12 protein-coding genes are annotated in these 13,617 nt (G+C 36.1%); 8 read left to right on the top strand and 4 right to left on the bottom strand.

The window, feature by feature from the left end; translation table 11 throughout:
* Positions 1 to 14: 14 nt before the first annotated feature.
* The 4 genes from ACFFIT_RS02440 to ACFFIT_RS02425 all read right to left on the bottom strand — a co-directional run bounded on the left by ACFFIT_RS02440 (position 15) and on the right by ACFFIT_RS02425 (position 4,300).
* Positions 15 to 470 carry a methylglyoxal synthase gene (locus tag ACFFIT_RS02440; RefSeq protein ID WP_385876051.1) on the bottom strand — a complete coding sequence of 152 codons (456 nt, stop codon included), beginning with the start codon at positions 468 to 470 and terminating at the stop codon, positions 15 to 17.
* Between the two features lie 157 nt (positions 471 to 627).
* Positions 628 to 1,449 (bottom strand): nucleoside triphosphate pyrophosphohydrolase, encoded by an 822-nt coding sequence (mazG, locus tag ACFFIT_RS02435; RefSeq protein ID WP_385876049.1) that lies wholly within the window; start codon positions 1,447 to 1,449, stop codon positions 628 to 630.
* Positions 1,446 to 2,609 (bottom strand): JmjC domain-containing protein, encoded by a 1,164-nt coding sequence (locus ACFFIT_RS02430; RefSeq protein ID WP_385876048.1) that lies wholly within the window; start codon positions 2,607 to 2,609, stop codon positions 1,446 to 1,448. The genes mazG and ACFFIT_RS02430 overlap by 4 nt, the downstream gene beginning before the upstream one ends.
* A gap of 506 nt (positions 2,610 to 3,115) precedes the next feature.
* Complete coding sequence (locus tag ACFFIT_RS02425) at positions 3,116 to 4,300, bottom strand: aminotransferase-like domain-containing protein (protein ID WP_385876047.1); 1,185 nt, start codon at positions 4,298 to 4,300, stop codon at positions 3,116 to 3,118.
* Between the two features lie 934 nt (positions 4,301 to 5,234).
* Between ACFFIT_RS02425 and gcl the strand changes: the two genes are divergently transcribed.
* The 8 genes from gcl (at position 5,235) to ACFFIT_RS02385 (ending at position 13,610) form a co-directional block, all read left to right on the top strand.
* A complete protein-coding gene (gene gcl / locus ACFFIT_RS02420) occupies positions 5,235 to 7,013 on the top strand; it encodes a glyoxylate carboligase (protein ID WP_385876046.1) in 1,779 nt (592 codons plus the stop codon).
* A 93-nt stretch (positions 7,014 to 7,106) separates the two neighbouring features.
* Entirely contained in the window at positions 7,107 to 7,883 is a 777-nt protein-coding gene (gene hyi / locus ACFFIT_RS02415; protein WP_385876045.1) for a hydroxypyruvate isomerase, read from the top strand.
* Positions 7,884 to 7,899: 16 nt separating this feature from the next.
* The gene (locus ACFFIT_RS02410) at positions 7,900 to 8,805 is read left to right on the top strand and encodes a 2-hydroxy-3-oxopropionate reductase (RefSeq protein WP_385876064.1); all 906 of its coding nucleotides are present in this window, start codon (positions 7,900 to 7,902) and stop codon (positions 8,803 to 8,805) included.
* A gap of 82 nt (positions 8,806 to 8,887) precedes the next feature.
* On the top strand, positions 8,888 to 10,165 hold the full coding sequence (locus ACFFIT_RS02405) for a glycerate kinase type-2 family protein (protein ID WP_385876044.1): 1,278 nt from the start codon (positions 8,888 to 8,890) through the stop codon (positions 10,163 to 10,165).
* 9 nt (positions 10,166 to 10,174) lie between these two features.
* Positions 10,175 to 10,660, top strand: a complete 486-nt coding sequence (locus ACFFIT_RS02400; protein ID WP_385876043.1) for an ureidoglycolate lyase — start codon at positions 10,175 to 10,177, stop codon at positions 10,658 to 10,660.
* 61 nt (positions 10,661 to 10,721) lie between these two features.
* Positions 10,722 to 11,552 carry a bifunctional allantoicase/(S)-ureidoglycine aminohydrolase gene (locus ACFFIT_RS02395; protein ID WP_385876042.1) on the top strand — a complete coding sequence of 277 codons (831 nt, stop codon included), beginning with the start codon at positions 10,722 to 10,724 and terminating at the stop codon, positions 11,550 to 11,552.
* Positions 11,553 to 11,567: 15 nt separating this feature from the next.
* On the top strand, positions 11,568 to 12,617 hold the full coding sequence (gene allD / locus ACFFIT_RS02390) for an ureidoglycolate dehydrogenase (RefSeq protein ID WP_385876041.1): 1,050 nt from the start codon (positions 11,568 to 11,570) through the stop codon (positions 12,615 to 12,617).
* A 327-nt stretch (positions 12,618 to 12,944) separates the two neighbouring features.
* Positions 12,945 to 13,610: an aspartate/glutamate racemase family protein gene (locus ACFFIT_RS02385; RefSeq protein WP_385876039.1), complete on the top strand. Its 666-nt coding sequence runs from the start codon at positions 12,945 to 12,947 to the stop codon at positions 13,608 to 13,610.
* Positions 13,611 to 13,617 lie beyond the last annotated feature (7 nt).

Genomic DNA, 13,617 nt, shown 5'->3' with positions numbered 1-13,617 from the left:
AGTTAGTTTAAAAGCTAAAGCCTATTTTTAAGATATTCATTATAATCTGGGATTAAAATTTCAACTTCTCCATGAAATAATGGAGAAGATATTAGAAAATCTGCTGTAACTTCATTAGTCGCAATGGGAATATTCCAAACTGCAGCTAATCTTAATAAAGCTTTTACATCAGGATCGTGAGCAGCAGGATTGAGCGGATCCCAAAAGAAAATCATCATATCGATTTTTTGTTCTGCAATCAGCGCACCAACTTGCTGATCACCACCTAATGGACCACTGATTAATTTATGTATACAAAGTGATGCTTCTTTTTCTAATAAGTTGCCAGTCGTTCCTGTTGCATATAATGTATGCTCTTGTAAAAAAATGATATTGTCCTTTACCCAAGAGATTAAATTATCTTTAAGATTATCATGTGCAATTAAGGCAATTGATTTTTTGCTACTCAATTTTCTGATTGTTTTTTTCATATTACCTCAAAATATAGGCCGTAAATTTAAAAAAGGAATTTGTGAAATTCAAATCACGGAATTATATGTTGTTTCAATTATAAGGTTAATTGATAGAATACTTTTATTTAATATATTGAAATCATCCAATTTTAAATTAAATTAAATTAAATTAAATTTAATTTTCATTTTGTTTTACCTGGGACCATGCTTTTTCCATTTCTTGTAATGTAGCCTTGTCAATTGATTCATGTGATAGTGAAATTATTTGTTCTACTTGCCTAAAACGATGCATAAATTTTTGGTTGGCTTTATCAAGCGTAAGTTCGGGGTTAAATCCTAAATGCCTTGTCAGATTAACTATCGCAAATAGTAAGTCACCTAATTCTTCTTCGATTCTATCTGAGCCTAACTCTAGTTGAATCGTTTCTTTTACCTCCAAAAGTTCCTCTTCAACTTTAGCAAAAACCTCGTTGAGAAGAGTCCAATCGAAACCAACAGATTTGCATCTTTTTTGAATCTTGTATGCTCTTAATAGCGAAGGAAGACTTTTAGGAATATCATCCATTAGCGACATTAAATTTTTACTTTGGCGCTCATGTTGTTTAATATTTTCCCATCTGGCTTTTATCAAATCAACATTGTTAGGATCATCAGTCCTAATTCCATTAGAATCAAAAATATGTGGGTGTCTTCTTATCAATTTTTCAGCGACTGTTTGACATATATCTTCGAAATTAAACTCACCAGATTCTTTTGCAAGTTGAGCATAGAAAACTATTTGAAACAGTAAATCGCCAAGCTCTTCTTTTAATTCATGCATGTTTTTATTTTCTATTGCATCTTTCACTTCATAAACTTCTTCTATAGTGCAACCTATCAAACTATCAAAAGTCTGTTTTATGTCCCATGGGCAACCATTATTTTTATCTCTGAGCCTTGTCATAATGTCAAGTAAATTAAATATGGCTGATTTTTCACTGGATGTTAAATGATTCATAACATATCCTCTGATTCTTCATCATACTCAAAATGCCAAAAACCTTCGTGAAGCAGATGTAATAAAACCTTTTTGGATTCATTATCCATTGACAGGTTATTTAGATCATCAATTGTCATTCGAAAAGCATTTTTTAAAAACTGTTTGAACAAATTATTATGGCAGATTATCTCTTGCCCATTAATGTAAAGGAGGCCGTTAATATCTAAAACACGAATGCCTAGCAACCTTACTAATGCTTCCCCCTGCTTTAGTCTCATTAAGAGGGTATCAAAGTTTGTGATACTATCATCCTCTATTAAATCTAATTCATGCCGAGATTGTGAAAGGAAGCCACCTAAGAACGATTCAAAGTGAGAACTATCTTCAATTAAAGAAATCATCATCTTTTTAAGAGCTTCGATTTCATCGGGTAAAACTTGATTAAATTCTTTTCTCTTTAATTCACTGAGTGATGCTGGGTAAGCGAATGCGTCGTAATAACGCTTTGTGCCAAGTTTGTTATCAATTACATAATCAGCAAAACCACTTAGTAATTCATTAGCACTAGGTGAGCGAAACCCTATGGAGTAATTTAATGATGGTTCAATTGCATAGCCCTCATGAGGTGCTTGAGGGGGGATATAAAGCATGTCACCAGGTTCCAAAATCACATCAATTAATGGTTCAAAAGACTTAATTTGTAGTAATCTAGGATGTGGTGTAGTTGACTCAACAGGTTGGATTGAGCCTACTTTCCAATGCCTTTTTCCCATCCCTTGAAGAATAAACACATCATATTGGTCGACATGAGGACCAACCCCTCCTTTGGGGGTCGAATAGGAAATCATTAAATCATCTAAACGCCATTGAGGTATAGCCATAAAAGGATTTAATAAAGATGAGGCGGGTGCATACCAATGATTAACAGCTTGAACGAGTAAGGTAGAGTGACTATCTGTCAAAAGATCAAAATTATCAAAAGGTCCTGTATGAAGAGACCAGTTCTGATTGTGATTTGTTACAATTCGTGAGTCGACCTCACTTTCCATAGCCAATCCTGCCAATATCTCAGGACTGATAGGATCAACAAATTGTGAAAAAGCATTTTTGATCAATAAGGGCTTTTTTTGCCAATAATTGTTTAAAAAATCAGACCAATCTATATTCAGTTGATACATATTTTCCTCTGCAAGCTAAAAATAATTTTTCATGAGATTATACTCTTATTTAATGTATAAAGGCATAATTTGTAGTGCTTATTGGAATTTAAAAAATGGTATAAATTAATTTTATGTTGAATAAAAGAGAGCTAATTATGGATGTGTAGCACATCAAAATGGTGAACTAAACTGAAAAACTAGAATGTAACTTAATAGGTTTATTTGATATTCTTTCGTTACTGTTGAGCTTATATATTTCTATTTTCCAAGGAAATTACTCGTGAAAATATACTCAAGAGTAATTAATTTGTTAAATCATTTTCAAATTAGTGACAGATCACAACCTGAGGCATCTGTAATAAAGCTTTTCGGTGCCTTTAAAGTAAACGCCTATTTTAATTGCTTAAGCTTGAATAAAATTAATTTAAATAAATGGCTCTTGTTAGGCATCAAATGATTAATCAAATTAAATATCTAAATATGAAAGAGCCATAAAAAAATTTTTTTCGTTAGAATTAAGTGAACTAGAGTAATTTATTTAATGCCTTGGCAATCCTAGATACACCTTCGTCAGCGCTATTCTCAGAAAGCATTGAATAAGATAATCTTAGTGTATAATGATCTGGATTTTTAGAGAAAAATACTTCACCAGGTACAAAAATAACTTTTTCATCTATGCATGCTTTTAAAAGTTCACTGGCCTTAACCTCGACGTTAAGACGGCACCATAAAAACATTCCACCAGTAGGCTTGTTGAAAGTTATCATACCGCCTAAGTGTTTTTCTAATGCAGCAATCAATAAATCGCGACGCTGTCTATAGGTCGTTTGCAGTACTTTAAGGCGTTCTACAAGCTTACCAGAAGCTAAATAGCTTGCTGCAATATGCTGATTAAAAGTGGAAGTATGAAGATCAAGCGCCTGCTTAGCGACGATGATTGCACTTAAATATTTTAACGGAGCAGCAAGCCAGCCTAAACGTAATCCTGGCGCGAAAATTTTTGAAAAACTCGACATATAGCATACATTGTGTGTTTCTCCATAGAGAGATTGCGCAATTGAAAATAGTGAAGGAACTGCTTCGCCTTCAAATCTGAGGTGACCATACGGGTCATCTTCAACAATAACCACATCGTATTTATGTGCAAGATTGACTATAGCGGATCGAGTACTATAGTCGAGAGTATGACCAGTAGGATTGGCAAAGTTTGGAATAACATAAAACATTTTCACTTTGCCTTGGGCGAAAACAGATTCAAGCACCTCTAAATCTATAGACTGCTCGTTATAAGCGACTTCTTCAACGATAGCTTCTGTGTAACTAAATAGCTGCAAAGCAGCAAGATACGTAGGCCGTTCTACCAATACAATGTCATCTTTTTCTAGAAAAACACGATTTAATAAATCAATCGCTTGTTGTGAGCCATTAGTTATCAATATTTGGTCCGCGGGCGTCTTCAAATGAAAAAGTGCATTTAGTTTGGCTATTTCTTCCCTAAATTCAAGCTCACCTTCCGTTACGCTATATTGGAACATTTGGCGATGATCTGATTGAAGTAATTCACTTACAATTCCGTCAATGCCATCCATATCAATCATGTCAGTTGCGGGTATTCCGCCTGCCAATGAAATGAATTCAGGCATTTTACTAAATTTAAGTAGTTCCCTAACTGGTGAAGATTTTGTATTGGCTGATTTCTTAGCTAACATAAGTATGATCCTAAATAGGTATAAAATACCAGGTGAATGAATAAGTCATCTTGTAGACTTTAAAAACAATAGTCTAAACGTGCTATTTTTTTATTTATGGGAAGTTTATTGATCTGTTGTAAATAAGTTCAGTGGATTTTGCTGATCGATGATAAAAGCCACTTAATTTAATCCCAACTTTACCTAATTATAGCATTCAGTTAGGGCTTTAAATAGGGGAATATAAAAATCATTTGTTAATTTATAGAGTAACGTTTATAAATTTTTTAAAATCTCTTTTATTTATTACAGTGCAAAGCACAGTTTACCATCCAAATGATTGTGGAGACGGTCATAATTAAAAATGATTGCATCTATCGTTTAGATGCTATGTAAAAACGATTGCTAAGCTACAACCGTTTAAATATTTCATACGCTTCGATAATTACGTATTGATATTAAATGAATTTTTAGATTATTAAATAATGTTTTCTTATTATACAAGATAGGAACTAATCATCTAGATTAATTGTTGTTTTAATTATAATTGATATTTTTAATATTTCTTGGAATGAACCACAGCAAAGAATTTTATACTCTTTTTTATAACTGAATTGAACTCGCTATTATATTTACATTAATTCTTTTAAATTTAAAAAAGCTATTTATTGCATTTTATCTATTTCAATAATTAGTCGTAATTATATGTAATTTATTATTTCTTTTAATCTCATAAAAGTTTGATTTAAATCTATTATTTTTGTTATTTTTTCTTTTTATTATATTATTGGAATATATTTCCGATAATCTTATTGATTAAAGTAACCTTTTCTTCTAAGATTGAATAGCACCGGAGGAATATAGTTAAGCAATGTATTAAATTGCAAAGAGCTAATTTCAAAGAATAAAAAAAATCCTAGAATGGATGGTAGCTATCAACAGTTTGGAGGTTTAAATGGCTAAAATGAGAGCAATTGACGCTGCAGTACTCGTAATGAAAAAAGAGGGTATTGAAACCGTCTTTGGTGTACCGGGTGCAGCAATTAATCCTTTATATTCTGCAATGCAAAAGGAGGGAGGAATTGAGCATATTTTGGCACGTCATGTTGAGGGTGCATCTCACATGGCTGATGGATATGCACGAACAGCGCTAGATAGAATTGGTGTATGCATCGGTACTTCAGGACCTGCAGGCACTGACATGATAACGGGATTATATGCAGCAGTCGCTGATTCTATTCCTATTTTATGTATCACTGGTCAAGCACCTATTGCTAAACTTCATAAAGAAGATTTTCAAGCAGTAGATATTGAGGCCATCGCAAAACCTATTGCCAAATGGGCTGTTACAGTAAAAGAGCCAGGCTTAGTTCCTCGAGTATTTCAACAAGCATTTCATGTCATGAGATCAGGTAGGCGCGGACCGGTATTAATTGATTTACCTATCGATGTTCAATTAGCTGAAATAGAATTTGACATAGACAGTTATGAACCGTTACCCATATATCGACCAAGTGCCAGTGAGAAACAGTTAGCTAAAGTAATGCAGATGATAGCAGAAGCGAAAAAGCCGGTGATTATTGCGGGTGGTGGCATAATTAATGCTGAAGCGTCAAAAGAGCTTATTGAATTTGCTGAACTGACCAACATTCCAGTGATCCCAACTTTAATGGGATGGGGTTCTATACCTGATTCACATCCACTGATGGCTGGAATGGTGGGTATTCAAACTTCGCATAAATATGGTAATACCAATTTCTTAGATTCTGACTTAGTCATAGGGATTGGTAATCGCTGGGCAAATCGCCATACAGGCTCCTTATCTGTTTATACAAAAGATAGAAAATTTATTCATATTGATATAGAGCCCACACAAATTGGTAGAGTCTTTAATCCCGATTTAGGCATCGCATCGGATGCAAAAGCAGCGTTGAGCGGATTGGTGAAACTCGCCAAAAATGCGTCAGTACCCGAGTTACGCAAAGAGTGGGCAAATACATGCTTAAGTCGTAAGTTAGATATTACCTTACAGCGTAAAACACATTTTGATGATTCACCAATTAAACCTCAACGTGTCTATGAAGAGATGAATAGAGCTTTTGGAGAAGATGCGTGTTATGTCACAACGATTGGCTTATCCCAAATAGCAGGGGCACAATTTTTAAATGTGTATAAACCAAGGCGTTGGATAAATGCAGCGCAAGCGGGTCCCTTAGGATGGACACTTCCTGCTGCACTCGGAGTGGCAAAAGGCTATGATGGATTGGTTGTTGGGTTATCGGGTGACTACGATTTTCAATTTTTAATTGAAGAGCTCGCGGTTGGTGCTCAATTTAATATCCCTTATCTACATGTTCTGGTGAATAACAGTTACTTAGGATTAATAAGACAGGCTCAACGTGCATTTGATATTGATTACTGTGTTCAACTTGCTTTTGACAATATCAATAACACAGAACTCAATGGTTATGGGGTTGATCATAAAGCGGTTGTGGAAGGATTGGGCTGTAAAGCTATTAGAGTGACAGATCCTAATCAAATACATGACGCACTTATAGAAGCTAAAGAATTAATGGAAAAATTTAGAGTTCCTGTGGTTGTTGAAATTATTCTTGAAAGAGTAACGAATATTGCGATGGGCGCAGAAATTGATAATATTAATGAATTTGAAGCACTGAGTGTCTCATTAGACGATGCACCTATGTCTATAGCTGCTTTACAAAACGCTAAATAACTTTATAGGCAGCGGTCTAGAAATGGCTTAACTGAAAGGAAAAATAACCTCGCTCAGTTGAGCCATCAATAAAATCAACAACAAGGAGTCTACATGCCAAAGTTTTGTGCCAATCTTACAATGCTATTTAACGAAGTGGATTTTTTATCCAAGTTTGAAAAAGCCAAGCAAGCCGGATTTACAGGCGTAGAATATCTATTTCCCTATGCGTATGACAAAAATCAACTGGCTGATTTATTAAAAGAAAATCAGTTGACCCAAGTATTACATAATTTACCCGCAGGCGATTGGGCTAGTGGAGACAGAGGTATTGCGATTTTTCCACAAAGAGTTAATGAATTTCAAGAAGGGGTGGAAAAAGCCATTGAATATGCAACGGCATTAAATTGCAAGCAAGTCAATGTGTTATCTGGAATCGCTAAAGAAAGTTCTCAGCAAGCTGTCCATCACGAGACTTTAGTCAACAATTTAAAATATGCAGCGAAAAAGTTAAAAGAAGTGGGTATTAAGTTATTAATTGAACCTATCAATACCTTTGATATGCCAGGATTTTTTGTGAATCACACGAATCAAGCACTAGAGCTTATCAAAGAAGTAGGAAGTGATAATCTGTTTGTACAATATGATGTCTATCATATGCAGCGCATGGAAGGGGAATTAACCCAAACCATTAAAAATAATCTGGCTCAGATTGCTCATATCCAAATAGCGGATAATCCAGGCAGACATGAGCCCGGTACTGGAGAGATTAATTATCCATTCTTATTTAAATCCTTAGACGAAATGGGGTATAGCGGTTGGGTAGGTGCTGAATATAATCCAGCAAATACAACAGAAGAAGGACTTGGTTGGTTTAAGGCCACGCGTTAGTTCTATTTATAACGGCATGATAAAGGAGTCTGTAATGAGTTTAAATGTAGGGTTTATCGGATTAGGGATCATGGGCGCACCAATGGCGCTTAATCTCATTAAAGCAGGTCATCAGGTATTTTTAAACACGCGCTCTCAAATAAATAAAGAGCTATTAGAAGCCGGTGGAATTGCTTGCAGTTCACCTAAAGAGGTCGCTTCTAAAGCGGACATCATTATTACAATGGTGCCGAATACGAAAGACGTTGAATTAGTGTTATTTAATGACAATGGTGTGGCTTCAGGGTTAAGTGCAGGAAAATTAGTTATCGATATGAGTTCTATATCACCAATAGAAACAAAGCAATTTGCCCAAAAAATTGAAAGCCTAGGCTCTGATTATCTGGATGCCCCTGTATCTGGGGGAGAAGTGGGAGCTAAAGCAGGAACACTCTCTATTATGGTAGGCGGAAAGGAATCATCTTTTAATAGGGCCAAACCTCTTTTTGATGTGATGGGCAAAAATATTACTCTTGTAGGGCATTATGGGGCAGGACAAACAGCTAAAGTAGCCAATCAAATCATTGTTGCTTTAAATATAGAAGCTTGTGCTGAAGCATTATTGTTTGCAGCTAAAGCAGGTGCAGATCCTGCTAAAGTAAGAGAAGCACTAATGGGCGGTTTTGCATCTTCTAAGATTTTAGAAGTACATGCTCAAAGAATGATTGAAAGAACATTTAATCCAGGTTTTAGAGTGGAGCTGCATCAAAAAGATTTAAGCATTGCGTTAGATACAGCAAAACAATTAGGTCTCTCTTTACCTAATACGTCAACGGCGCAGGAGCTATTTAATAGCTGTAGTGCGCATGGAGGAGCAGGGCTCGATCACTCCTCCATGATTAAAGCGCTTGAGTTTATGGCAAATTACGAAATAAAAGCTTAACGCAAAATAACACTGTCTCAACCTTGAGCCAAGTAGGGACAGTGTCATGATGTTTACTACAAATTCTATTTTAGGAGGACGAATGGATAAGCCAAAGGCACTCAATCTACTTAAGGAAATGTTTCTCAGTGCAGTACAAGTTGCGCAGCCTATTCATTGTATACAACCCTTTATAGATAAACTCCCTAAAGAAAAGAAAGGAAAAGTCATCGTGATAGGTGCAGGCAAAGCCTCAGCACTTATGGCACAAGCATTTGAAACACTTTACCAAGGTGAAATCGATGATAGTCTAGTTGTAACACGTTATGGTTATGAGGCTGATTGCAACCGAATTAACATTATGAGCGCCAGTCATCCTGTACCCGATGAAAATGGAATTTTAGCCAGTCAAAAAATGTTGTCCTTAGTCAGTGACTTAAAAGAAGATGATTTAGTGATTTGTCTTATATCAGGCGGTGGATCAGCGCTATTGCCTTTGCCTACTAAAAATATTACTTTACAGGATAAACAAAATATCAGTCAGCAATTATTAAAATCTGGGGCAACGATAAGTGAAATGAATTGTGTCCGACGCCATCTCTCCGATATAAAAGGAGGAAGACTGGCTGCTCGATGTTATCCTTCTCAGGTGATAACGCTCGCAATATCGGATGTACCTGGAGATAATCCTATGGATATTGCATCAGGACCTACCGTTGCGGATAATACCACGCTAAAAGATGCCAGTAACATTCTCGCACGTTATAAAATCAACTTACCCCCCTCAGTAAAAGATGCATTACATGATGAAATAAGCGAAAGCATTAAACCACATGACAAAAGATTGACAAAAGCAAGTTTTCATTTGATAGCAACACCACGAATGTCCCTACAAGTAGCAGCTCAAGTGGCTAAAAAGGCTGGAATTACTCCCTTGATTTTAGGTGACAGTATTGAGGGAGAATCTAGATCACTCGGAACAATTGTCGCCGGAATTGCTCACTCAATTGCGAATCATGGTGAACCGATTTCTCCTCCTTGCGTCATTTTGTCAGGAGGGGAGACCTCTGTGACTATAAAAGGTAGCGGAAGGGGTGGCAGAAATGTGGAATTTTTACTCTCTTTAGCAATAGGCCTACAAGGCAGAAAGGATATGTATGGTTTAGCCGCAGATACCGATGGAGTCGATGGTCAAGAAGAGATAGCTGGTGCGGTAATTAGTCCAGATACGTTGATAAGAGCATTTGAATTAGGAATGAATCCCTGTGCTGAATTGGATAATAATAATGCCCATGGATTTTTTGAAAAACTCGGTGATCAAGTTATCACAGGGCCGACAAGGACGAATGTTAATGATTTTAGAGCGGTTATCATTCTTTAAGGAGGAAGTATGGAACTGAAAATTGCACGACCCCTAACTAAGAGTGCATTTGCCCCCTATGGGGATGTTATTGAATTTGATGGGACTGATTTTTTTCATATTAATGATGGATTATGTGAAAGATACCATAACATCGGAAAAGTGGACATAAAAGATGAGTCTTCGCCCTATATTAGTTTAGTTAGATCAAAACCTATTAAGTTGCCTGTCACAATTGATATGCTTGAAAGACATCCTTTTGCTAGCCAAGCATTCATTCCTATCCATCAACGAAAATTTTTAGTTGCTGTCGCCAAAGGTGGAGATGAGATACAAGAAGAAAATATTGAACTTTTCGTAACAAATGGCCAGCAAGGAGTCAATTATCATGCAGGTATTTGGCATTTTCCTATACTAGCTCTTGATGACATAACGGATATGTTGATTGTAGACAGAGCAGGACCTGATAATTGTGACGTGATTAAATTATCTCGCCCGTTTAAATTATCATTATAATTGTATCAAGTGGAATGGATAAATTTTCCCTCGTATTTTCAGCAAATAAAAAGGATTTTATATGTCAAATCAAAAGGATTATTTTGTTCTAAAAGGTGGACATCCGCCCGAAACACAAATCACAACGACAAGAGCTATTTTTACAACAGCATATGCAGTAATCCCTAAAGGCACAATGATGGATATCGTGGCCAGTCTTTTGCCCTTATGGGAAAAAACACGCTGTTGGATTTTAGCAAGACCCCTTTCTGGTTTTTCTGAAACCTTCTCTCATTACATAATGGAAGTCGCTCCAGGAGGAGGCAGTCAATCTCCTGAACCTGATGCATTAGCCCAATCTGCAATATTTGTAGTTGATGGAGAAGTTGAGATTAATTTTGATGGTAAAAATATCAAGGCTTCTAAAGGCACATTTATTTATATTCCAGCCAATAAACAGTGGACAATAAAAAATAAAGGCACGTCTATTGCAAATTTCCATTGGTGGAGAAAAGCTTATGAAAAAATTGACGGAATTGATTATCCTGATCCTATTATAAAAAATGATGCAGAGATAGAACCAGCTCAAATGCCAGGTACAGATGGTCGATGGGCAACCACACGTTTTATGGATCCTGAGGATTTAAGGCATGATATGCACATTACTATTGTGACATTAAAACCAGGATCAACAATTCCTTTTCCAGAGACTCATGTTATGGAACATGGACTTTATGTGATAGAAGGAAAAGGTAATTACTTGTTAAATAAAGATTGGGTAGAAGTTGAAGCGGGTGACTATATGTGGCTCAGAGCATTTTGTCCTCAAGCATGTTATGCCGGTGGACCTGGTGATTTTCGTTATTTATTATATAAAGATGTTAATCGTCATCCAAAATTAAGCTATCGTTAATTAAATGGAGTCAATATGCGCGTTACAAAAAATGAATTAAAAAAACTCATATCAACTAAGTTGCACCGAGCTGGATTAACTAGTGAACATGCTGATATGGTTGCCGATGTATTAGCCTATTCTGATGCAAGAGGATTGCATTCGCATGGTGCTATGAGAGTTGAGTATTATGCTGAAAGAATTAATAAGGGTGGAACAAACTGTGATCCTAAATTTGATTTCAAAACCACTGGTCCTTGTACAGGGGTCTTTGATGGGGATAATGCAGCGGGTCATGTGGTCGCTAATCTTGCTATGGATGAAGCCATCAAAATGGCTAAGCAAAATGGCGCTGCAATTATTGGTATTCGCAGGTTAGGACATAGTGGAGATCTTTCATATTATGTTCGAAAAGCAGCTGAAGCTGGGTTAATAGGTATTACTATGTGCCAGTCAGACCCTATGGTTGTTCCTTTTGGTGGTACAGAAAAATATTATGGCACCAACCCTATAGGATTTGGTATACCCGGCAGGAATAATGAAAACATAGTATTTGATATGGGAACGACAGTAGGTGTTTGGGGCAGAATTTTGCATGCGCGCTCTAAAAATGAACAAATACCGGAAGGTTGGGCCGTCGATGAAAATGGTAATGAGACTACCGATCCGCATAAAGTCAACGCACTGTTAGCAATCGCTGGCGCGAAAGGTTATGGATTAGGCATGGTGATAGATATTTTATCCGGAATATTGGTAGGGCAACCACACGGTAAGCACGTCAGTTCAATGTACCACTCTTTATCTACAGGAAGAGAGTTAGGGCAATTACATATTGTATTTGATCCAGCACGCTTTGGCGCCTTTGAAAAATTTACACAAGGGATTGCAGATACAATACGTGAAATTAATGATATGAAGCCAGCAGAAGGTTTTGATAAAGTTTTAGTGCCTGGGCAATCAAGTGCTAAACGTGTAGCGGCTTACGAAAGAGATGGGATTGAAATCGTTGATGATATATACAACTACTTAGTCTCAGATGTCATTCATAATAATAGGTATGATCATAAAAGTCCTTTTGCTGAGTAAATTAATTCATAGTGGTACGGTATATACCATCATTATATATCTATTGTATTAAACTGGCTCAGTTATTTAATGAGTAAAATCGAATTGATGGTTGATATATACACATAAAATTCCTTTTACTTAATTATTAATAAGGCAATTTATACTTTAGATAATGGCTTTTAATAGAAATAAATTTCATTAAGAATTTAGAACGAATTTGATTCTTAGCCGATTAATTAAAATAATTATTTTTTATCTTGTAAAACGCTTTTTCATTTGATTGTTTGTAGTTCTAGAAAATAAATTTTATGTTAAGCAATCAATTTTTAATAAGGAGTGTTAAATATGACAAAAGTCCTATTAATCAATCCAAATAGCTCTATTGAGACTCTGAACATGATGGTCAATATTGCAAATGGACATGCCGATGGAGAATTTCAGGTAATAGGTGAAGCAGCTAAAGGCGTACCAAAGCTTTTAACCACTGATGAAGATCAACGACTAGCTGCTTTAGAAGTGGTGAGAATAGCTAAGCAAGCAGAGCAATCGGGGGAATATAGAGGAGTGATTATTGCCGCTTATAGTGATCCTGGACTTGAAGAATTACAAGGGACTTTCTCGTTACCAATTACCGGAATTGGTTATGCGAGTATGGTTGAAGTGGTTAGTCAAGATCCACCGAAGCCTTTTGTAATTGTCACAACAACAAGCTCATTAGTTGATAATCTTAACAAAAAAGTACATCGACATGGGTTTGAAGAATATTTCATAGGGGTCAAAATACCTCAAGGAGATTTGAAAAAAATTACCGAAGATCCACTTTTATTGAAAAATGCCTTAAAAGAGACCTGCGAGCACTCATTCGAAAAGGATGGAGCCAAGGCGGCAATTATTGGAGGAGGCCCATTTGCAGAAATTGCTGCCGAAATATGTCAAGAGCTCAATCAACCAGTGATTGCGCCTATTAAATCCGCTGTTTCACATATGAAAAAATTACTAAAAGAAAACTAGTTTAATT

The organism is Thorsellia kenyensis (assembly GCF_042432445.1).
In the GTDB taxonomy this organism is placed as follows: domain Bacteria; phylum Pseudomonadota; class Gammaproteobacteria; order Enterobacterales; family Thorselliaceae; genus Thorsellia; species Thorsellia kenyensis.
The sequence above is the reverse complement of the archived record's forward strand: the minus strand, read 5'-3'. Positions and strand labels throughout refer to the sequence as shown.